The organism is Flavihumibacter sp. CACIAM 22H1 (assembly GCF_001601815.1).
In the GTDB taxonomy this organism is placed as follows: Bacteria; Bacteroidota; Bacteroidia; order Chitinophagales; family Chitinophagaceae; genus Flavihumibacter.
The window spans coordinates 21,703-41,876 of record NZ_LUKG01000011.1 but is presented as its reverse complement, the minus strand read 5'-3'; the positions used below and the strand labels follow the sequence as shown (position 1 = coordinate 41,876).

General features: G+C 45.0%; 22 protein-coding genes and 1 pseudogene. 6 read left to right on the top strand and 17 right to left on the bottom strand.

From position 1 onward, the window contains the following. From A1D16_RS05365 to A1D16_RS05345, 5 genes and pseudogenes are all read right to left on the bottom strand, one after another. Positions 1-1,349, bottom strand: a pseudogene (locus A1D16_RS05365) (hypothetical protein); the annotation flags it as partial. After that, positions 1,346-1,558, bottom strand: coding sequence for a hypothetical protein (locus tag A1D16_RS05360; protein ID WP_290708247.1), 213 nt, complete (start codon positions 1,556-1,558; stop codon positions 1,346-1,348). The pseudogene A1D16_RS05365 and the gene A1D16_RS05360, both read right to left, overlap by 4 nt. A 10-nt stretch (positions 1,559-1,568) precedes the next feature. Continuing rightward, complete coding sequence (locus A1D16_RS05355) at positions 1,569-1,814, bottom strand: DUF6814 family protein (protein ID WP_290708246.1); 246 nt, start codon at positions 1,812-1,814, stop codon at positions 1,569-1,571. Between the two features lie 17 nt (positions 1,815-1,831). After that, positions 1,832-3,376: an MFS transporter gene (locus A1D16_RS05350; protein WP_290708245.1), complete on the bottom strand. Its 1,545-nt coding sequence runs from the start codon at positions 3,374-3,376 to the stop codon at positions 1,832-1,834. A 107-nt stretch (positions 3,377-3,483) separates the two neighbouring features. Beyond that, on the bottom strand, positions 3,484-3,909 hold the full coding sequence (locus A1D16_RS05345; RefSeq protein ID WP_290708243.1) for a helix-turn-helix domain-containing protein: 426 nt from the start codon (positions 3,907-3,909) through the stop codon (positions 3,484-3,486). Positions 3,910-3,993: 84 nt separating this feature from the next. On the opposite strand from A1D16_RS05345, the gene acs reads away from it, so the two are divergent. After that, entirely contained in the window at positions 3,994-5,907 is a 1,914-nt protein-coding gene (gene acs, locus A1D16_RS05340; protein WP_290708241.1) for an acetate--CoA ligase, read from the top strand. On the opposite strand, the gene A1D16_RS05335 is transcribed toward acs, so the two are convergent. The 10 genes from A1D16_RS05335 to A1D16_RS05290 all read right to left on the bottom strand — a co-directional run bounded on the left by A1D16_RS05335 (position 5,888) and on the right by A1D16_RS05290 (position 15,190). Beyond that, positions 5,888-7,147, bottom strand: a complete 1,260-nt coding sequence (locus tag A1D16_RS05335; protein WP_290708240.1) for a 1-acyl-sn-glycerol-3-phosphate acyltransferase — start codon at positions 7,145-7,147, stop codon at positions 5,888-5,890. The genes acs and A1D16_RS05335 overlap by 20 nt on opposite strands. A gap of 62 nt (positions 7,148-7,209) precedes the next feature. Next, positions 7,210-9,903: a T9SS type A sorting domain-containing protein gene (locus tag A1D16_RS05330; RefSeq protein WP_290708239.1), complete on the bottom strand. Its 2,694-nt coding sequence runs from the start codon at positions 9,901-9,903 to the stop codon at positions 7,210-7,212. Positions 9,904-10,132: 229 nt separating this feature from the next. Further along, positions 10,133-10,690, bottom strand: a complete 558-nt coding sequence (locus tag A1D16_RS05325) for a L,D-transpeptidase (protein ID WP_290708238.1) — start codon at positions 10,688-10,690, stop codon at positions 10,133-10,135. Positions 10,691-10,834: 144 nt separating this feature from the next. Then, on the bottom strand, positions 10,835-11,212 hold the full coding sequence (locus A1D16_RS05320) for a LysM peptidoglycan-binding domain-containing protein (RefSeq protein ID WP_290708236.1): 378 nt from the start codon (positions 11,210-11,212) through the stop codon (positions 10,835-10,837). Between the two features lie 10 nt (positions 11,213-11,222). Then, positions 11,223-11,702, bottom strand: a complete 480-nt coding sequence (locus A1D16_RS05315) for a BON domain-containing protein (RefSeq protein ID WP_290708234.1) — start codon at positions 11,700-11,702, stop codon at positions 11,223-11,225. 43 nt (positions 11,703-11,745) lie between these two features. Beyond that, entirely contained in the window at positions 11,746-12,153 is a 408-nt protein-coding gene (locus A1D16_RS05310) for a DUF4332 domain-containing protein (protein ID WP_290708233.1), read from the bottom strand. 127 nt (positions 12,154-12,280) lie between these two features. After that, positions 12,281-13,120 (bottom strand): outer membrane beta-barrel protein, encoded by an 840-nt coding sequence (locus A1D16_RS05305; protein WP_290708231.1) that lies wholly within the window; start codon positions 13,118-13,120, stop codon positions 12,281-12,283. A gap of 26 nt (positions 13,121-13,146) precedes the next feature. Next, the gene (locus tag A1D16_RS05300; protein WP_290708229.1) at positions 13,147-14,235 is read right to left on the bottom strand and encodes a hypothetical protein; all 1,089 of its coding nucleotides are present in this window, start codon (positions 14,233-14,235) and stop codon (positions 13,147-13,149) included. Between the two features lie 25 nt (positions 14,236-14,260). After that, positions 14,261-14,746, bottom strand: a complete 486-nt coding sequence (locus A1D16_RS05295) for an RNA polymerase sigma factor (RefSeq protein ID WP_290708228.1) — start codon at positions 14,744-14,746, stop codon at positions 14,261-14,263. A gap of 201 nt (positions 14,747-14,947) precedes the next feature. Beyond that, a complete protein-coding gene (locus tag A1D16_RS05290; protein ID WP_290708226.1) occupies positions 14,948-15,190 on the bottom strand; it encodes a hypothetical protein in 243 nt (80 codons plus the stop codon). A 156-nt stretch (positions 15,191-15,346) separates the two neighbouring features. On the opposite strand from A1D16_RS05290, the gene kbl reads away from it, so the two are divergent. Further along, positions 15,347-16,534 (top strand): glycine C-acetyltransferase, encoded by a 1,188-nt coding sequence (gene kbl / locus A1D16_RS05285; RefSeq protein ID WP_290708225.1) that lies wholly within the window; start codon positions 15,347-15,349, stop codon positions 16,532-16,534. A 7-nt stretch (positions 16,535-16,541) separates the two neighbouring features. On the opposite strand, the gene A1D16_RS05280 is transcribed toward kbl, so the two are convergent. Next, positions 16,542-16,922: a RidA family protein gene (locus A1D16_RS05280; protein WP_290708224.1), complete on the bottom strand. Its 381-nt coding sequence runs from the start codon at positions 16,920-16,922 to the stop codon at positions 16,542-16,544. Between the two features lie 31 nt (positions 16,923-16,953). Here A1D16_RS05280 and A1D16_RS05275 point away from each other — a divergent pair, with 31 nt between their 5' ends. The 4 genes from A1D16_RS05275 (at position 16,954) to A1D16_RS05260 (ending at position 19,414) form a co-directional block, all read left to right on the top strand. Beyond that, positions 16,954-17,595 carry a 3-hydroxyacyl-CoA dehydrogenase family protein gene (locus A1D16_RS05275; protein WP_290708223.1) on the top strand — a complete coding sequence of 214 codons (642 nt, stop codon included), beginning with the start codon at positions 16,954-16,956 and terminating at the stop codon, positions 17,593-17,595. Then, complete coding sequence (gene tsaB, locus A1D16_RS05270) at positions 17,592-18,269, top strand: tRNA (adenosine(37)-N6)-threonylcarbamoyltransferase complex dimerization subunit type 1 TsaB (protein WP_290708222.1); 678 nt, start codon at positions 17,592-17,594, stop codon at positions 18,267-18,269. The genes A1D16_RS05275 and tsaB overlap by 4 nt, the downstream gene beginning before the upstream one ends. A gap of 79 nt (positions 18,270-18,348) precedes the next feature. After that, positions 18,349-18,690 (top strand): metalloregulator ArsR/SmtB family transcription factor, encoded by a 342-nt coding sequence (locus A1D16_RS05265; RefSeq protein WP_290708221.1) that lies wholly within the window; start codon positions 18,349-18,351, stop codon positions 18,688-18,690. 70 nt (positions 18,691-18,760) lie between these two features. Further along, on the top strand, positions 18,761-19,414 hold the full coding sequence (locus A1D16_RS05260) for a rhodanese-like domain-containing protein (RefSeq protein ID WP_290708220.1): 654 nt from the start codon (positions 18,761-18,763) through the stop codon (positions 19,412-19,414). Here the strand turns inward: A1D16_RS05260 and A1D16_RS05255 are convergent. Beyond that, complete coding sequence (locus A1D16_RS05255) at positions 19,386-20,051, bottom strand: response regulator transcription factor (RefSeq protein ID WP_290708218.1); 666 nt, start codon at positions 20,049-20,051, stop codon at positions 19,386-19,388. The two genes, A1D16_RS05260 and A1D16_RS05255, sit on opposite strands and share 29 nt — an antisense overlap. Positions 20,052-20,174 lie beyond the last annotated feature (123 nt).

Below are 20,174 nucleotides of genomic sequence, written 5' to 3'. Positions count from 1 at the left end.
CCCGCCGTTAATCCGGCCAGTGCGCCATTTTTTGAAGCCCCTTTCCAATAAATACCGCCAATAACCGCAGGGGCAAGTTGCGCTACTGCAGCAAAGGAAACCAGCCCAATGGAAACCAGTGAATACTGCTGCGCAACGGCCTTGTCGTACAATAATGCCAAACCAATTACGAGCACTATGCTGCAGCGTCGAACCCATAATACAATAGATTGCAGCGAGCCGTCTGAGCGGTTGTGTAAATAGCGCCCGGATAAAAGCAGCGGCATAACCAGGTTATTACTGATCATGGTGGTGAGAGCAATAGTTTCAACAATTATCATTCCGGTGGCTGCAGAGAAGCCGCCAATAAAAATGAAAAGACTAAGTGCATATTGTTCCTGCGATAAAGGAAGACTTAATACAAACAAATCGGCATTGCCGGACTGGTTCGGGTGTAAAAGGAAGCCGCCCAATGCAATCGGAAGCACAAATAAGTTAATGATAAAAAGGTAGAGAGGAAATAACCAGGCTGCTTTATTCAGGTGTTTTTCACTCAGGTTTTCAACCACATTTACCTGGAACTGGCGGGGCAAAAAAATGATGGCAAATAATGACAGAACCAGCATGGAGAACCAACTGGTATTGGCAGAAGAGTCATTTAGTACAAATAATTGCCGTAGTTGCTCCTGGCTGGCAGCCTTTTCAAAGATGGTGGTGAAGCCGTCAAATATGCCATAGGTAATATAAAGGCCTGCAGCCAGGAATGCCACCAGTTTAATAAGCGATTCAAACGCTATGGCAGCTACCAGTCCTTCGTGTTTTTCAGAAGCGTCGATTGAACGGGTGCCAAAAAACAGGATGAAAATGGCAAGCAGGATGGTGCCATAAAACGTGCTGTCTTTCCAGATTCCGGTAGAAGGGCCTGAATTACCCGCCAGCAGGTCGAAGCTGGTTGAAATAGCTTTTAACTGCAAGGCAATATACGGTATAACCCCCAGCACGCAGAAAACAGTGACGATTACAGCCAGTGAAAAATTCTTGCCATAACGGGTGGATATAAGATCGGCAATACTATTGATTCGCTGTGTTTTACAGATACGGATTATTTTTCGGAGAACGGGCCAGAACAGGGCGCACATAATGGTTGGACCAAGATAAATGGTTAAAAATTCCAACCCGTTGGTGGCTGCTCTGCCAACACTTCCGTAATAGGTCCAGGCAGTGCAATAAACGGCCATTGAAAGCGCATAAACAGTACCGTTATTAATAAGCGATCTTCCTTTTTTTCTGCTGGATTCCGCCAGCCAGGCAATGGCAGAAAGCAGCAGGAGATAAGCAAGTGCAGTAGCTGCAATCATCCAGCTATTCATGTGTCTCCGGAATTATTGGGGTGATTTTTGCTGTTTTTTCGAATCAGCACGATAAAAAACAGCCAGCCGGCAAACAGGTAACAATACAACAGGGGGAAAGGGCCGATACTGATAGGTTTATTGGCGATGGATAGTAGCGGAAAACTAAAAAACAGCAGGCAGCCTATGCTGATAAGGATTGCCTGCTGGTTTTTTTTGTTGCCTGCCATAGCTTCAAAATTAGTCGGTTATTTCGTCTGATCGGTCTGGTAAATGATCATATTCTCCTTTGAAGGCATAATACCCGAAAAGTCCGAGTCCGATAGCAATGGGAATAAATACTACTACAAATACCCCCCATTGAATTTTGGTATCAATTACCGGCTTGGCGGAAATTTCAGCTGCGGCTGTTTTAATGAGATAAAAGATGGCGATGGGTGCCAATGCCATCCACACAATGCCTAAGTATCTTTTAAGTTGATTCATGTTTGGTGGTTGAAGGATTAGTCTGTTACATCCGGGTCAATTCTATTACTTATGTACAGGGAGCCGATTACCAGGCAAACGGCGGCAATCAGGATCGGGTACCATAATCCAACCAGAGCATCCTGCGTATATATAGTGGTGAGCAGGGTTGCTATGAAAGGGGTTAGCCCGCCAAATACGCCATTTCCGATATGATAGGGGAGAGACATACTGGTATAGCGGATTTTTGTAGGAAAGAGTTCCACCAGAAAAGCGGCTATCGGCCCATATACCATGGTAACAAAAATTACCTGGATAAAAATCAAACCTACGAAAATCCAGTACGTAGCGGTGTCGAGTTTTTTCTCGGTATAGACCGTTTTGCCGGGCGTAGAAGTATGGGTGGTGCCTGTTTTGAGGGTGTCGGTTCTAAGTTCGGTGAATTGCATACCCGAGGGCAGGCTAAACCTGGTACGCGTGGTTTTGATAGTGCCGGAACCGTCGGCAATAGGGTTGGTTTGCACTACAGGTACCGTAGCCGAGGCAATGGCCTGTTCCATTTTAGGCGCTATATCGGTTAATTGTATAAACTGTCGGTAAATGGGCCGGTAGGCAAATAAGGCTAATAACATACCTGCCATCATGATCCATTTTCGCCCGATTTTATCACTCCAGGAGCCAAATACCACGAAAAAGGGGGTCGCCAGCAAAATTGCCCAGATGATGATGGTTCTGCTTTGATCAAAATCGATCTTACAAACGTTTTCAATAAATGACTGGGCATAAAACTGGCCGGTATACCAAACAACCCCCTGTCCCATTGTTGCGCCAAAGAGCGCAAGCAGTACCATTTTGAGGTTGGTTTTATGCCCGAAACTTTCTTTTAATGGGTTTACCGACACTTTTCCTTCGGCTTTCAGTTTCGCAAAAAGGGGCGATTCATTCATCTTCAGCCGGATATAAATCGACACTACAACCAATATAATGGAAACCAGGAAAGGAATCCGCCAGCCCCATTCATTGAATTTCCGGATAGATGTTTCCGGGTCTGCATCTAAACTGTGCCGCGTTAACAGGATTACTCCCAGGGAAACAAAGAGGCCGAGTGTTGCAGTGGTCTGTATCCAGGAAGTGAAATAACCCCGCTTATTGGCCGGTGCATGTTCGGCTACATAAGTTGCTGCACCCCCGTATTCGCCACCCAGTGCCAGGCCTTGTAAAAGCCGCAGGATCAGCACCAGAATAGGCGCCGCAAAGCCAATGGTTGCATAAGAAGGAATCAACCCGATGGCAAAAGTAGAGCCGCCCATCAGTACAAGTGTTAAGAGGAACGTGTATTTACGGCCGATCAGATCACCCAGCCTTCCGAATACAAGCGCCCCAAACGGACGTACTATAAAACCGGCAGCAAAAGTTGCCAGGGTGCTTAACAGGGCGGCAGTTGGATTGGTATTGGGAAAAAACTGGGAGGCAATGACCGTTGCCAGGCTTCCAAAAATGTAAAAATCGTACCATTCTATGAGGGTGCCGACCGAAGAGGCCCCAATCACTTTCCAGATACCCTGGTTGGTTTGGTTGGACATAGCTAAGCAATCTTATGGTTTTGTTGAACTGTGAACAGTTTCAAATATTACGTATTCTTACCCAGTATACAAATTCGGAAAAGCAAATTGTTAATAGGTATAGCTATTTAGTCGGGTTTCCGAAACCGTTCCCATTTTATGACCATGAACTTATCACCCAGTTCGGTAATCATACAGCCGGTATTCAATAGGTTGTTGCGGTTGCTTAGAAAACTGGTTAGCTCAGTATGGGTGAGTACTTTATAACTGGGTTTATAGGCGAATTTCCAGCCAGCCTGAATGCCGGCTTTTTTTACCCAATTATAAACACTTACATGGCTTATCCCCAGCAAACGTTCAATTTCACGTAAAGAAACCCCTTCCAGGTATAATTGAAGTGCTTTGATAACATAATAGGGATCGGTTGATTTTCCTTTTTTCAGAACCGTAAAATAATACTTGCAGGATTTGCAATGAAAGCGCTGTTTGCCTTTGACAATGCCGCTTTTGATGGGCTTTGGGGTATTGCAGCGCGGACAACTGGTTGCTGTCATAATAAATATACTAAATTAGCAAACTTCTTTGGTTTTTGCCCAAACAACTTTTCTACTTTTAACCTGCAAACAAAACGATGCTATATGTCATATCCCTACCAGGTCAAATCATTGGAAGAATACAAAGCAGTTTATAATAAGAGTGTGCTGGACCCCGAGGGTTTTTGGGGAGATGTGGCCGGTCATTTTTATTGGAGAAAGCGATGGGATAAAGTATTGGAATGGAATTTTAAAGACCCTAAGATCGAATGGTTCATCGGGGGTAAAATGAATATTACAGAAAACTGCCTGGACCGCCACCTGGGTTCACTTGGTAATAAACCTGCAATTATCTGGGAACCCAATGATCCGGAAGAACATCACCGGGTACTCACTTATCGCGAACTGCATAGTAAGGTGGTTCAGTTTGCCAATGTATTGAAGAATAACGGCGTTACAAAAGGAGACAGGGTCTGTTTATACATGGGAATGGTGCCTGAACTGGCTATTGCAGTACTGGCCTGCGCAAGGATCGGAGCTATTCATTCGGTTATTTTCGGTGGCTTCAGTGCTCAGAGCATTGCAGACCGATTAATGGATGCACAGGCTGCATTTGTAATTACCTGCGACGGGGCCTTCCGGGGCAACAAAGAAATTCCCCTGAAGTCTGTAATTGACGATGCATTGGTTCAATGCCGTTTTGTAAAAAGAGTAATTGTATTAACACGTAGCCGCACCCCTGTTTCTATGATTAAAGGAAGAGATGTATGGTGGGAAGATGAAATCCGGAAAGTTGAAACCATGGGCAACCCCGATTGCCCGGCTGAAGAAATGGATTCAGAAGACCCCCTGTTTATTCTTTATACCTCCGGCTCAACCGGCAAACCCAAAGGAGTGGTGCATTCCTGCGCCGGGTATATGGTTTATACCAACTATACCTTCGTAAATACATTCCAGTATGAACCCGGTGATATTCATTTTTGTACGGCCGATATCGGCTGGATCACCGGGCACAGTTATATCGTATATGGTCCTTTAAGCGCGGGTGCAACCACCTTGCTTTTTGAAGGCATTCCCACCTGGCCCGATGCCGGACGTTTCTGGGAAGTAGTAGACAAATACAAAGTAAATGTATTGTATACCGCCCCCACTGCCATCCGTTCTTTGATGGGTTTTGGACTGGGACCTTTGCAGGGAAAAAACCTGTCATCACTTAAAGTATTGGGAACAGTTGGCGAACCCATCAACGAAGAAGCCTGGCATTGGTATGATGAAAACATTGGGAAAGGACGTTGCCCTATTGTAGATACCTGGTGGCAAACGGAAACAGGTGGTGTGCTGATCAGTAATATGGCCGGCGTAACCCCCTCCAAGCCAAGTTATGCAACCTTGCCCATGCCGGGTGTTCAACCGGTTCTGGTGGATGAAAACGGAAAAGAAATTGAAGGCAATAATGTAAGCGGAAATCTTTGTATCAAGTTTCCCTGGCCCTCAATTATCCGAACTACTTACGGAGACCATGAACGGTGCAGAACCAACTATTTTTCGGCCTATGAAAACATGTATTTTACCGGTGATGGCTGTTATCGCGATGAGGACGGCAATTACCGCATTACCGGTCGGGTGGATGATGTGTTAAATGTTAGTGGTCACCGAATTGGAACGGCAGAAGTAGAAAATGCCATCAATATGCATGCAGGGGTAGTGGAAAGTGCGGTGGTAGGATACCCGCATGACATTAAAGGACAGGGTATTTATTGTTATGTTATATTCCAGGGATCTCATGGTGATGAGAACCTGAACCGCCAGGATATTACTCAAACGGTTAGCCGCATTATTGGACCCATCGCTAAACCGGATAAGATTCAGTTTGTATCGGGCCTGCCAAAAACCCGGAGCGGAAAAATTTTGCGTAGAATACTTCGCAAAATTGCGGAAGGAGAAATGCAGAACCTGGGCGATACCAGTACCTTGCTCGACCCGGCAGTAGTTGATGAAATCAAGCAAGGAAGACTTTAATTGTTTCCATTAGTTTAGCTCGTTTTGCCCGCAACAGTTGTAAACTGTCTGCGGGTATTTTTTTGCATTTCGAACGGCTCCTGGCTACTAGTAGATAAGGGGCTGATTTCCAGCTAATCCAGCCTGCCAGCATACTAGCTGCCAGAAAAAGAACTGCGGGTGTTAAGGAGAACAGGGCGGCAATCAGGATAAAGAGCACCAGGTGCAGCCCAATATCGAGCAGGGCAGCAGCGGCAACCAATATCCAGGCATAAAAGTCAACCCGCGTTACTTTGGCATCGGCCAGCTGTTTGGCTGTATAAATTGCAATCCCATGCACGAGTAAACCGGGTAGGGCAATTGGCCAGCAGATCCAGGCCAGCTGCCTGGTTGAGCCAGGCAGCTCCGCAGCAGTTATCCATTCCTCTTTTAGCAAATGCGCATCTCGCAGGGTAAAGTATTCCTGGTAAACGGATAGCTGATCTTCCTGGCAATCCTGTATAAACCTGCTTAATTCTTTCTCTGCCTGCCATTGCTGGCCAGGCAATAAGCCTTGGTAGCCCGGGTCTGTTCTAAACAATTCCAAAAGGTTAAATAACAGTTTTGCCCGGTTTTTTTCTACCTGTATGGTTATGGCGCTAATAGCCTGAAAAGCAGTGGTACAAATTTGCCGGACAGTTTTTGCAGGGGAATGCATATACCCGGAATACCAGCTTGCTGTTTCTATTGGGGCCGAAGCCAGAACCCAGACGGAACTAAACAAGGCTTTGGGATGGGTATAATGGAAGCCGATCGGTACAATCGGAAGAGAGGGCAGGCCGGTTTTTTGCATCGCCTGAAACGCCAGCCGGAAGGCTCCTTTTTTAAAGGGCAATAAGTAATAATCGACATGGCTGAATCCTTCCGGAAAGAATAATACGATTTCACCAGCCTGTAGCAAGCCGATAGCTGTGTCAAAACTTTCATCGTTAGCATGGATGGAAGACCTGCCGTCGAGGTGATGGTGTACAGGATGCATATGCAGTGTCCGAAGTAATGCTGCAATGACCTTGTTTTTGAAAATATCACCTCTGGCAAAGAAATGAACCGGCCGGTTTAATAAAAGGCCGAGCAGGGCAGCGTCCATAAGTGAGCCGGGATGATTGGCAAGCAGTATAACCGGTCCGGTTGCCGGAATATGGGTGGCGTGTAAAAAATGAATCCTGCGGTAGAAGACCCGGGTCGCAATCGTCATTAATAGTTTAACCAGTAGATAAAGCATGCCCTACAATAATAAAAAAAGACCGCTTCAATAGCGGTCTTTTTTTATTATTTCTTCAGTGCTTATTGAATAAAGAACTGAAGTGTTTGTTTTTCGGAATTGATTGATGTGGTAATGAAGTAGCTGCCTTTTTGCAGTGCATCTACATTAATTTTCGCACGGCTGTCTGCACCGAAAACAAGCTGTTCCTGGCGAACGATACCACCGATTGCATTATAGATAGTAACCGTTACTTTTTTGTTTTTCCAGTTACCATTCTCAATGGTCAGCGGTACGTTGCCTGAGATCGGATTCGGGAAGATGCGCAGTCCTTTCAGGGCTACCTCTCCATTAGAAACCCGGATGATATCGCTATAGCTGAATTTACCATCACGATCTGTTTGTTTGATTCTGTAATAGCCAGATCCTGCTAACGGATTGGTGTCTTTAAAGCTGTAACGGGAAATATTGGTGGTATTTCCTACACCAGCTACAGTGCCGATAGAAGAGAAGTTATGACCGTCTGCAGAACGTTCGATCGTATATTCTTCGTTGTTTAATTCGAGTGAAGTGCTCCAGTTCAGGTCAACCGCACCATTAGAGTAACGACCGGTAAAGCTGAGCCAGGTTACAGGCAGCGGATTCGCCACTTCATCGATGGTACTTAAGGTGAATACCGGAGAAGCCTGGGTAACCGTAAAGTTGTTGGTATTTGCAGAGGAAACATAGTCAATTCCTCCTACATTCTGCAAACCACCATTACCAACCAATTGCCAGAATCCTGGGTTGGTCCATGCGGTAACTCCGATGGTTGTCGGGTCCGTAATACCACCACTTCTTACCGATTCAAAAGATAACCATACACGAGGGCCGGGCACAGGCGTTCCGCTTGTTTGGTCTAAAGACCAGTATTCAACTTCGCTGACTTTCAGGTCAGGCGGATTGGTTGGAGATTGCTGGTCAATGGGGAAGCTGCCATCCGGGTTTACGTGAAAGTATTGAGCCAGATAGGTAGCAGAAGGAATATTGGCATTAAATCCGCCTCCGCTGATATGTATCGGACCAAAAAACTCTCCATCACCTGTCGGGAAGGTAAAGGCTGTAAACCCTGTTCTTGAAATGGGGCCGTCCACATAACTGCCGGTATTGCCACCCAATGCCACCACACCGTTTGTTGCAAAATTCAGAATATTGGTAAGTGATGTTACCAATACACCGCCTGTAAACTGCATTTGCTGACCTACTACATCTAAAACCATTGCAGAATTGAAGGTAATAGGTCCGGGTGCCGTTTTAAGTAGCGATATATTGCCATTGATATGAGAAGTGGTTCCCGCAGCCAGGTTTACTGATTGAGGGTTTGCACCGATAAATTCTAAGTGAATTCCAAGCGGCATTGCTTTAGCGGCACTTTGTAAAGTAAGTGCTCCACCTACTGAAAGATAGGATTGGTTGGTGAGGCTACCACCGATCGCATTAAAATAACCGCTTACTACAGTAAGGTCATTTGCAGCAGCTAAACGGTCGCCTAGTTCAATATTAAAACTTCCGTCTGCATTGGTATTATTCAGGATAACATTGTAAAACGTGGTTGTTCCGTTTTGAAGAGAAGTTCCTACAGAATAAGAACGGTTAGTACCTGAGACAAAAGCAACGGTTCCATTGTTGGCGGTAAAGGTTCCGAAATTGTGAAAGCTTCCCTGGAAGGTCATTGTATTGGCTGAAGCCGATACTGTTGCATTTGCACCGATATTGAACGCATTAAAATTCCATATTACGTTGTTATCTGTGGGGAAGTTAACCGTACCCTGTGTAATATTTAATGTGTTGGTGGTAAGGGTGCTGAAGTTGATCAGGTTGGTAGGTAAATTGGTAACAAAAGAAACCTGGCTTCCCGGGTTTGCCTTATTAATAGTGGTGCTTCCTGAATTTGCATTGATAAATGGTGCATCCACTGTAACAACCGCATCTGCAGCGCCATTCAAGGTAAGATTGGTAAATGCTCCGTTAAAGGCAGCACCAATAGTAAGATTTCTTCCTACCTGTAAATTACCGGTTGAAGCGGCAATTGCGCCATCGATCAGGGTCAGGTCATTTTGAACAATTACCTGGTCGGCCGTACCAAAGGCAACTGCATTGGCAACAGCACTGGTTTTATTAATGGTGAGGTTATAGAAAGTGGTTGTTCCGGGCGCTGCACCGTTGTTATTTATCAGTGTTCCTCCGGTTCCCTCTAAAACGACCGTACTGGTTCCGGTATTAAGCACACCTGCTGCAGTTGGTATATTAATGTTATTGGCAAATGAAACTGTACCGTTTACATTTAAGGTTCCATTATTAATATTAACTATGTTGGCAAAAGAGCCGGAAGTAGCGCCGGTTGTGAATGTTCCGCCATTTTGTGTGTAAATACCACCAACGGAGGAAACTGCTGGAAGAATTACCGTACCTGAGGAAATATTTACGTCAAAGCGTATGGTCATATTGGTAGTACCAGCGGGACTAATAGTTCCTGTATAACCGGCAGCAACGGTTAGGGCTGTAACGGTAATGGAAGGGAGGTCAAGCTGGCAATTGGCAAGACTTGCCCCATTAAATACCGCAATTTGGCCAGCGATTGGCGCGCCAGCACCCCCGGCACCCCCGGAAGTTAGGGACCAGTTAGCGGCATTCGACCAGTTGCCCGAAGCACCCGGTGCAACCCAATATTTGGATTGAGCATAACCACTAACGGATAAAAATAAGAGTAGGATTGATAAATGTACAAGTCTTCTCATGGTAGAGTATTTATGAAGAATGAGATTCATGGATAACACAGTTTTGTTAAATGACTAATAACCATGGTGCCAGGCACATGGTTACGGTTTAGAAATTAGTCTTTAATAGAAAAATGGAAAACTGAGGTTATCCGGAGGATTTGGAAGACTTTTAACTATTGCAAAAACAAAAATAGTCATATCCAAGATATGACTATAATTTTAACTAATATATTTATTCTCAGTATTTCTACTTACGTATAGTTACTTTGGTTCCGATTGGGATCATTTCGTATAATTCGTCCATTTCGGAGCGTTTCAGGCTTACACAGCCATTGGTCCAGTTCTGGAAATAATCTACGGCCATGTCATCCCGCATCCAGGTTCCATGAATCGCGATCCCATTTCCAATTCCTTTGTTCTTGGGAATCAACCCTTTAGCCTTTCTGTCTTTGTATTTTGCCCAGTCGGCCGGGGTAGGGTAATCCAGTAACATTATTTTACCCCATTTATCGTGGGGGCGCTTGGAAACGATTTTGTATTCTCCTTCGGGTGTTTTCCGATCTCCTTCCCACATTTTATCACCCAGCGTTTTTTCACCAAAAACAACCGGGTAAGTGGCATACCAGCCATCGTCGTCATAAATACTTAGCTCGTAATCGGTTTTGTCAACCATGAGCCGGGGGGTACCATTCAGTTCGGAATTCAGGCGATTTAAGCGGACTTTCCGGTAATTATGACCCGAAAAGGATAGCAGGCCAACGGTGCAGAGGGCCAACAAGGATACGGATACGCGTGAGAGCTGCATATAGTTGATTTTTTAAAACTAGCTTCAACGGTTAGGGTATCACAAAAACGTTGCCTGATATTCATTTATTTCGGCTGTGGATAAACTTTGGATAAACTTAACAGTAAAGCCCCCGTTAGGAGGCTTTACATAACTGGTTATCATTTATTTACGTGGTATTTTTAGTTCCCATCCAGGCTGAATAAGATCGGGGTTTTTTATCCTTTCTGTATTAGCCTCGTAGATATCCTTCCAGGATAGTCCGGGATATTTCTTAGCGATTTTACTGAGGTTGTCGCCAGATTTTACGACATAGACTTCTTCGGCTCCCTCGGCCAGGCTCAGGTTCATAATGAGGTCACTGTCCCTGAATTCAGGATTAAGGGTTTCATAATGGTCCCAGATTGCATCTTTTGCAGCTGAACTGGGGGCAATACCATCAATATAGAGTACACCATCCTGTTCCCGCACTTCCAGGTTACGTACGCCTTCGCGGGTAGCCAGCTCAACCAGGCTTTTGTATTTATTGTCTTGCAGTGCCATAATGAATAGCTTATTTGATGGTTAATTTATTTTCAATTTTTTTAGGTTTCAACTCATTGAGTTTAACCATTAGACCCTGGAGCTCAGATTTTTTGATCTCCCCCGTTAGTGTAATAACCCCTTCCTGCACGGTGGCCTGAACTTTTGCCAGGCTTAGAGAAGAGATGGCGGCATTGGCTGTTTCCTGTAAAGTAGTGTCCGGGTTAATAATAACCGGCGCAGGCGGCGGTGGTACAGTTAGGTTACTGGTGACGGATTTTACGCCCTTTACCGTTTTGGCGGCCGCTTCAGCGGCAGTACGGGTAGCTTCATCTGCTACCTCTCCAGACAAGGTTGCTACCCCCTCTTTTACTGAAACCTGAACGCCGGGATAGGCTCCCAGGGCAGTGGTTAAGCTTTTTTCTATATCAGCATCTTTGGGTTTGCAGCCGGTGAAAGCAAGCAATCCCACCAGTAAAAATGCCAATAATGATCTACTGATGTTGTTCATGTTATTATGGTTTAATGGTGAAAAAGCTAGGTGAGGGGCTTCCCTAATGAAAAACCCGGGGGTCCATTTGTTTGGCTGATTGAATCATTTCAGACAGCATATCTTCAGAAGGCACTTTGCCCGAAAGGCCGAACTGATGGTTAACCTCTACTAATTTGGCATGCAGGTTGGCCGGATTTCTGGTGGCCAGCTCCTTAACCGTGTCTACCCCGGCTGCTTCCAGCAATTCCGCGGTTTGTCCGGCTATTCCATTAATGCGCATCAGGTCTGCATGATTTACCCAGGTTAAAATAAGTGATTCAGGTAGTTTGGAACCGGCGGCCAATACTTCTCTTCCGGCCTTGGTGCCTGCTTTTTGAAGCAGGTCTCCGGTAGTTTTTATGCCATGCAGCTCTAATTTGGAAGCATAGGTTGGTCCGATACCTTCAATATCTATTACATTATACGCCATAATACCAGTCTTTGATTTATATTAAATATACAAATTGTCTATAGCCTGCGCGCGCGCCGGCCCATTATTAATAAAAAAACAGCCTGCATTTTTGCAGGCTGTTTTTTTATTAATAATGGTTTGATGATCAGAAGGTGCTGAAACGAAGACCTACCGTGTAAGGGGTGAAATCAAGCCCTTTTTTAAACATAGATTCAGTTGCATAGGAACCGAATACCTGAACCGGTCCGAGATGAAGTTCCCCTATATAAGCCAGTTTGAAATCATTCAATCCCAGGTTGCCTTTCAATTTTTCCTTTCCGGTTTCCTGGCTACGGTATTTTTGACGGGAGGCGTACAGATAACTTCCGCTGACACCTGCACTGATTCCAAAAGAACGTTCAAGAGATTTCCTGGGCGTAAAATTGATATTCAACATAAGGGGCACGGTAATATAATTCATGGCCAGTTTATTTTTATTGTAGTTGATCTCATCGTCCAGGTAAACGGAAGGCGGGTTTTTCCGGAAACGGATATCTTCCTCAAACCTGAAATTGTAGAATTCCAGCCCCGCACCATACCGCAGGTTGATTACATGCTGAATCATATTTAATCTTCCCTGTACAAACCAGATATTTACGTTGATTGATTTTGAATTGCGCAGGTTGAACCAGTCGTCCGTAGCGCCTGGTGCAAAAGCCTGGGTTTCAGCACTGGTATAATCTGTGTTATCCACAAAATTGTTAAACCCGAGGTCAAATGCAAACCAGTACAAGGAGTTATTATTTTTCCGGTTATGATTCCGGTGTTTGAGCTGGATGTTTACATCGCGGCTGGTATTGGAAGGCTGTCCGTTTTTAAGGATAATGATATTGCCAATCCGCATGGTATCGCCTTCAGGTTGGATAACGGCACTGGTATCTGTTTGGGCCTGTGTTGTGGTTATGGCACTAATTGCCAGGGCCAAAAAACTGATCTTCTTTAGCATATACTTGTTTTTTCTTTTTTTATGTATTACTGTTCATTGGAGGCGGTAAAAACACCGCTTTTTGCCCGGTCTTCTGATAGGGGGTTGTTTTTATCGATAAACCGACTTGCTTTTCTTAAAATTCCGCGGAGCGGTGTTTTGCGAACAGCTTCTTTTCCCGGAACAAATAAAAAGTCATCTGCATGCTGGTCATTTACTGCTACTACAATTATCTCTTCACTGTTCGTTTTAACGGGTATGATCCTGTCTTCGGGGTTGGGTAAAGTAAGTTTGGTAATAGATCCAAGTTCTGGTTGATCCAGCTTGGCGGCTACTGAACCGGTTGTGGGGAGTTTTACTTGTCCTGTAGTTTCCGGCAAGCTTGCTGCAACCTGTATTGGCTGAACCTGGTCTGGCTGATGAAATTCTTGGGTTTTGCCTGGCTTGTTCAGGGCCACTTGAGAAGCAGTTCCTGCTTCCTTAGTAGGTGTTTCCACGGCAAGCGCTGACCTGTTGGGCTTGTTTTCCGGGCTAACCACAAGTGCCGGTTCAGCGCTAGGGGCTGATGGAGCCTGGGTGGGAGGCTTGGTTTCAAGAACTGCAATGGAGGGACCCGATTTTTCCTGATTCAACCAAAAAAATCCGATGGATAATACCAGCACAGCTGCTGCCGCATACCTTGTCCAAACCGGGAAAAGAGGACGAATTTTGCCTGCTTCTTTTCTGTAAAGCAATTCTTTGTCGGGGAAAACGATGCTGGTATCTGGTCTAAGCTTCGCTTTTTGGAACAACTCAAATTCTGCCTGGAATTCCGGGTTTGCATAAACAAACTGCTCAGTGGCAGCTTTTTCTTCATTATTTAACTCGTCATCCGCATATAATATAAAATAGGACTCATGATTGGATATATTCACTAATGTGGTCGTATTTTCAGTCCGAAACAGGGTTGATTTATCCGGAAACCCTTCCGTTAAGGACTCTTCCGGCAATACTGTTGCGCGCAGCATATCCATTTCCAGCTGCAGGTCTGGGTTAGACCGAAGGAAATCTTCTACCACCAGTTTTTCGGGGTCGGAGAGCTCCTTGTCTATATACAACAGGAAGAAAACCTCGTAATTATTTCTGTTAATGTTCATGGTGTCTAGATTTGGGTACTTCTGTTTACAAAACATTTTCCGGGCTTACCAGGTAGTTTTTTAGCTGAATCCTGGCGCGGTGCAGGTAAACTTTGACCTGACTTTCGCTCAGGGAAGTTATCTGCCCTATTTCCTCGTAGGAATAACCTTCATAATCTTTTAAGAGCACCAGGCTACGCTGCGTTTCGCTTAACCTGGAAAGAGCTTCTTCCAATACCTTTTTGAGATTGCTTACCGGCCGGTTAATTATACTTGTCGATTCGGCAAACTCCTCTTTTAAATGCACCCTTTTGGATTTCCGCAGATGGTCAATCATCTGGTGGTAGGCTACGGTAAACAGGTAACTTTTGCTTTTATCGTAGTCTATGGAATCCCGGTGCTGCCACATTTTTTCAAATGCAGATTGTACTACATCCCTTGCATCTTCCTCATGTCGGAGATTTTTAACGATGAATCGGTACACGTTGTCGGCGTACACCCTCACACATTCATTGTATTCCCTCTCTGTCATAAACAGTTTTGTTGAATTTTCAGTCGGTTCTAATAGTTATACGGATGAAGAAAGCATAAAGTTACAGGAGAAGCGAAAAAAGATGGGAAGGGGTAGAGGAGAAGGGAGATGGGTGAAAGGGGAATGGGGAATGGGGCAAAGGAGAATGGAAAAAGGGGAAAAAGGAAATGGGTGAAAAGGAAAAGGGATAGGTAGGGTGGGTTAGAAGTTGATGGACAGGAGATGGCCGGTCAGAGATTCGAAGATAATAGTGCTGCTGGCTGGTAATGGAGCGCTGCTTTGGGAAGAATTTTCTTTGGCTTTATCCGGGCAACCCTTGTTTTCCGTACGGGAAATAAGACCCGCCCGACCAAAATGCGCAAGAATAGAGAAACTTAAAATAACCGTCGCTACCGTCACAAAGGTGACAAATAACAATTTTGGACGGTTAGTCGTTGGTTTCATGGTGGGGTTTTCAAATTAGACGCAAGATATACGCCTATTGTTACAGCAACCAGCCAAAAAAGTTAAATAAACTTGAATTTGTACAAAGCCCACTCAAATCACGAACAGTTGTTAGCGAAATTTTCTTCCTTATTTTTACCGACTAAACAGGTAATTATGAACGAAAAATTTGTACAAAGGATAGCAGCTGAACTGCATGAAATTGAATCGGCAGGCTTATTTAAAAAAGAACGAATCATTACCAGTGAGCAGGGACCTGAGATTATGGTGAACGGCAATAAAGTACTTAACTTCTGTGCCAATAATTACCTTGGTTTATCCTCGCATCCAAAAGTAATAGAAGCTGCACACCAGGCTATCGAAACGCATGGATATGGAATGAGCAGCGTCCGTTTTATCTGCGGCACACAGGATATTCATAAAACCCTGGAGAAAAAAATTGCCGCCTTCCTGGGCACGGAGGATACTATTCTATACGCAGCTGCCTTTGATGCCAACGGAGGTGTCTTTGAACCCTTGTTTGGTGCTGAGGATGCCATTATTTCGGATGAATTAAACCATGCGTCAATCATTGACGGAGTACGTCTTTGTAAAGCACAGCGATTCCGGTATAAACACAACTCTATGGAAGATCTGGAATTGCAATTGCAGGCATCTTCCTCCGCAAGAAGCCGGATTATAGTAACCGATGGCTCCTTCAGCATGGATGGTACCATAGCGCAACTCGATAAAATCTGCGACCTGGCCGATCAATACGACGCCATTGTAATGATTGATGAATGCCATTCTTCAGGCTTTCTGGGTAAAACCGGAAGAGGAACGCATGAGTACCGCCATGTAATGGGCAGGATTGATATCATAACCGGCACACTCGGAAAAGCACTCGGTGGTGCATCCGGCGGATTTACCAGTGGCAGGAAAGAAATTATTGAAATGTTGCGTCAAAGAAGCCGCCCTTACCTGTTTAGTAACACTGTTGCACCTTCAATTGTCGGCGCTTCGATTGCTGTACTGGATATGCTAAGTGAAACCACCGAGCTGCGCGACCGCCTCGAGTTTAATACAGGCTATTTTCGTAAAGCAATGACAGCTGCCGGCTTCGATATAAAACCAGGCGATCATCCGATTGTACCAATTATGTTATACGATGCGGTGGTTGCACAACAATTTGCCGCCCGTTTACTGGACGAAGGGGTGTATGTTATCGGGTTCTTTTTCCCCGTTGTGGCAAAAGGCCAGGCCAGGATACGGGTACAGCTCAGTGCTGCCCATACACAGGAACACCTGGATAAGGCAATTGCTGCCTTTACCAAAGTAGGTAAAGAACTGGGGGTGCTTTCCTGAGCCCGGTTTATTTGGAAGCGATCAGGCTGATTTCAACGTTTACGTTGCGGGGTAGCCCTTTTACGGCAACCGTTTCACGTGCAGGATAGGCTCCGTCAAAATATTTTCCATATACCTCATTGACAGCCGGAAAGTTGGCCATGTCGGTAAGGAAAATAGTTGCTTTTACCACCTCGGAAAAACGGTAACCGGCTGCGGTCAGCACGGCGCTCAAATTTTTCATTACCTGCTCAGCTTCCCCGGTAATATCCGTTGCTTCAATTGTATTGGTGACCGGGTTAATGGGTACCTGTCCGGAAATAAACAATAGGTTTCCTGTCTGAACTGCCTGGCTGTACGGTCCGATCGGGGCAGGGGCATCCTCTGTGGTGATGATCTTTTTTTCCATGTTGTAAAAATAATTGCTTTGTACTTTTGTTATGATGAACCTACCAATAAAAGTGGCCATTCTTGCCAGTGAAAGGCAGGATTTGTTTCCTCCTAACTGCACAGCACCGGTAGAATTGCTGTGGACAGACTCTTTGGATCGGTTCCTGGAATGCTCCGCTTCTATTTTTATTGACCTTGATTTTGATGGGTCGGAGTTTCGAAAAAAGCAATTAGTGCAGTTGCAGCCGGCGATCGTAGTAGTTAATTCCGTTAGTTGGGTTTGTGCGGACTTACCCGCCGGGTTTATCCGATTAAATGGCTGGCCGGGCTTTACCCATCCGGAAATTCTGGAGCTGGCCGCTGAGTCAGATCAATTACCCGCGCTATTATCAGATTTTGCAGTTTCCTGCGGCAAAACCTGCCTGAAAGTTCCGGATACCGTTGGAATGGTTCGTCCAAGAATACTGGCAATGATAATTAATGAAGCATGGCTGGCGCTGGAAGAAGAAATTAGCTCGGCAACTGAAATTGATACGGCTATGAAAATGGGTACCAACTACCCGTTAGGCCCTTTTGAATGGACCGACCGAATCGGTAAAAAAGAGGTCCTGACTCTTTTACAGCAACTAGCCAAACAAAATCCATCTTTTAAACCATCGAGTCTGCTGGAACGCCAGACTTCCGAACTATGAGTTGTTTACTGACGATCGATACCTCTCTTGAAATGGCCTCTGTTTCAATTGTGAAAGAGGGGGAACTAATTGGGATTGAAACAAATACTGCACAAAAAGACCATGCAGCATGGCTTCAACCCGCTATTCAAGATATGTTCGATAAAGCAACCATCTCACTTACGGAGCTGGATGCCATTGGCGTAGTAGCCGGGCCAGGTTCTTATACTGGATTAAGAGTGGGAATGGCCAGTGCTAAAGGCCTGTGCTATGCCCTTAAAAAACCATTGATCACCCTGGACGGTTTATATGTGCAGGCCGCCGCTTTTCAAAAAAGCTTTCCCGAAACAGGATTTATCTGTCCCATGATCGATGCCCGCAGAATGGAGGTTTTTACCGCATTGTATAGTTTTGATCTGGTACAACTACTTGATCCACAGGCAATGGTCCTGGATGAAGGCTGTTTTGACCCTTGGTTAGTGGAACAACCGGTGTTTTTTATTGGAAATGGGGCTGCGAAATATAAAGTCCTGTTAAAATCGGCGAATGCCCGGTTTCCGAAGTGGACCATTTCACCGGTGGATATTGCCCGAATTACGCATGAAATCTACGATAAGGAAGGGTTTGCCAACCTGGCCTACGCGGAACCTATGTATGTAAAGGCTTTTTATCACCCTGTTAAAGCAAATTCTTGATGTATTTTAAATAATTGCTATGTAAATTTGCTTGTTAAGGTTAAGGCTATACTAAGAAATTTTAAATCCCATCTGAGACATGAACACAGTAGCAGGAAATTATCTATTGGTTAACGAGGTAGAAGGCGCTGAAATGAAAGTTGATTTCTTACATGTAAAGAAAGCGGCACTGATACTCAGAGCAATGAATCACAAATTGCGTCAGCAAATCATGAAGTTGCTGGAAGAGAACGACAAACTGACCGTAACTGAAATTTACGTTCGTTTACGCCTGGAGCAGTCGGTAGCTTCCCAACACCTTGCTATTCTTCGGAGAGCGGGTATTGTGAAAACTGAACGTGATGGTAAATTCATCTATTATCGGTTGAATGAACCAAGAATCATTGAGATCAGCCGTTGCGTGGAGGACATTATCAGCTAATCCCTTTTCTAATTTCTGTCAGAGGCGGTTACTTCAAAAAGGTTACCGCCTCTTTTTTTAGTTTTGTACTATGAGTAATACCATGATTAATACGAAGGAACTGAAGGAAATACTGGAAAACCAATCGAGCCTGCTGCTGGATCTCCGGCCGGCGGAAGCATTCCTAAACGGGTTTATACCAGGCAGTATCAGTGCGGGTGTATCCACAAAATACGATAAATGGATCCTGGAAGCCATCGGAGGAGAACCGGTTGTTCTGATCACAGAAGCAGGTAAGGAGAAAACCGGCATAGATCGGTTTGAAAAACTGGTGGCTGCTGATTTGCTGTATGTGCTGGAAGGTGGATACGATGCGTGGGTACAAGCTGCACAGCAATCGGACCTGGTTATTGAAGTTGAGGCGGATGAACTGGCCCTTGACCTTCCCTATGATTCTTCTCTTCAATTAATTGATCTGCGGGGCGAGGAGGAATTTGAGGCTTCCCATGTTAGCAAAGCACAGCATATTCCCCTTGCCGAATTGGTTGACCTGGCTACGATTGCAAATTTTGATGAAGATCAACAACTCTACCTTTATTGTGGCGGTGGACAAAGAAGCCTGCTGGCTGCAAGTCTGATCAAACGCCAGGGGGTACATAATCTACGGGTAGTAGCTGGTGGATTCCCGGCCATTGAACTCGAAAAATCAATAACGCTTACACAGAAACAAGACCATTCCGGATAGCAAATGTTACCAGGCCGATCCTTGTTTTCAGCCTCAGTTTATCAAAAAGTGTATCTCTGTACCCGTCAATGGTTCGGGGACTGAGATACATTTTACTGGCTATTTCTTTATAAGTCAGTTCCGTGCAGGCATAACGCAGAAATTCAATTTCCCTGTCATTCAGTATGGCCAGCGGATTACTATGTTCTGCCATATCTGTGTCTTCGTACTGGTTGATGGTATGAATCAATCGCCCGGTTACCAGTTCTGAGTAATAGTAGCCTTTTTGCATAATGGCGTCCATAGCCGCATAGAGGTCCACTGGTTCACAGTATTTCATTATATATCCCCGTACGCCCGCCTTAAACATCCTGATGATGGCATTTTCCGTATCATACATAGACAGTGCCAGTGTTCGGATATCGGGGTAATGCCGTTTCAGCCAGCTGGTGGTCGAATAACCATCCATTTCCGGCATATTAATATCCATCAATACCAGGTCGGGCAGATTCAGGGGGTCTAGCCTTTCCATAAGCTCTACGCCATTAGAAGCCTCAAATAATACCTCGAAATGATCAAAATCCTGAACGGTGGCAGCAAGGCCATTACGTAATAATACATGATCATCTACCAGTACCACTTTGAATTTCTGGTCCATACAAATGTTTTTAGTTGATGAATCAAACTGGTACAGATCAGGTGGTTTTTGGGCGATCAAGTAGCTCATAAGGGGCAACCGGGTGGGTAGGGGCCGGCTGCTCATCTATCCAACGATTAATAT

Bases quoted from the DNA above. Each gene is read 5' to 3' on its own strand.
- A1D16_RS05315 (WP_290708234.1), bottom strand. From the start codon at position 11,702: ATGAACAACATCAGTAGATCATTATTGGCATTTTTACTGGTGGGATTG.
- acs (WP_290708241.1), top strand. From the start codon at position 3,994: ATGTCATATCCCTACCAGGTCAAATCATTGGAAGAATACAAAGCAGTT.
- A1D16_RS05345 (WP_290708243.1), bottom strand. From the start codon at position 3,909: ATGACAGCAACCAGTTGTCCGCGCTGCAATACCCCAAAGCCCATCAAA.
- kbl (WP_290708225.1), top strand. From the start codon at position 15,347: ATGAACGAAAAATTTGTACAAAGGATAGCAGCTGAACTGCATGAAATT.
- A1D16_RS05360 (WP_290708247.1), bottom strand. From the start codon at position 1,558: ATGGCAGGCAACAAAAAAAACCAGCAGGCAATCCTTATCAGCATAGGC.
- A1D16_RS05265 (WP_290708221.1), top strand. From the start codon at position 18,349: ATGAACACAGTAGCAGGAAATTATCTATTGGTTAACGAGGTAGAAGGC.
- A1D16_RS05300 (WP_290708229.1), bottom strand. From the start codon at position 14,235: ATGAACATTAACAGAAATAATTACGAGGTTTTCTTCCTGTTGTATATA.
- A1D16_RS05310 (WP_290708233.1), bottom strand. From the start codon at position 12,153: ATGGCGTATAATGTAATAGATATTGAAGGTATCGGACCAACCTATGCT.
- A1D16_RS05275 (WP_290708223.1), top strand. From the start codon at position 16,954: ATGATGAACCTACCAATAAAAGTGGCCATTCTTGCCAGTGAAAGGCAG.
- A1D16_RS05295 (WP_290708228.1), bottom strand. From the start codon at position 14,746: ATGACAGAGAGGGAATACAATGAATGTGTGAGGGTGTACGCCGACAAC.
- A1D16_RS05355 (WP_290708246.1), bottom strand. From the start codon at position 1,814: ATGAATCAACTTAAAAGATACTTAGGCATTGTGTGGATGGCATTGGCA.
- A1D16_RS05320 (WP_290708236.1), bottom strand. From the start codon at position 11,212: ATGGCACTGCAAGACAATAAATACAAAAGCCTGGTTGAGCTGGCTACC.
- A1D16_RS05335 (WP_290708240.1), bottom strand. From the start codon at position 7,147: ATGCTTTATCTACTGGTTAAACTATTAATGACGATTGCGACCCGGGTC.
- tsaB (WP_290708222.1), top strand. From the start codon at position 17,592: ATGAGTTGTTTACTGACGATCGATACCTCTCTTGAAATGGCCTCTGTT.
- A1D16_RS05280 (WP_290708224.1), bottom strand. From the start codon at position 16,922: ATGGAAAAAAAGATCATCACCACAGAGGATGCCCCTGCCCCGATCGGA.
- A1D16_RS05255 (WP_290708218.1), bottom strand. From the start codon at position 20,051: ATGGACCAGAAATTCAAAGTGGTACTGGTAGATGATCATGTATTATTA.
- A1D16_RS05330 (WP_290708239.1), bottom strand. From the start codon at position 9,903: ATGAGAAGACTTGTACATTTATCAATCCTACTCTTATTTTTATCCGTT.
- A1D16_RS05350 (WP_290708245.1), bottom strand. From the start codon at position 3,376: ATGTCCAACCAAACCAACCAGGGTATCTGGAAAGTGATTGGGGCCTCT.
- A1D16_RS05325 (WP_290708238.1), bottom strand. From the start codon at position 10,690: ATGCAGCTCTCACGCGTATCCGTATCCTTGTTGGCCCTCTGCACCGTT.
- A1D16_RS05260 (WP_290708220.1), top strand. From the start codon at position 18,761: ATGAGTAATACCATGATTAATACGAAGGAACTGAAGGAAATACTGGAA.
- A1D16_RS05305 (WP_290708231.1), bottom strand. From the start codon at position 13,120: ATGCTAAAGAAGATCAGTTTTTTGGCCCTGGCAATTAGTGCCATAACC.
- A1D16_RS05290 (WP_290708226.1), bottom strand. From the start codon at position 15,190: ATGAAACCAACGACTAACCGTCCAAAATTGTTATTTGTCACCTTTGTG.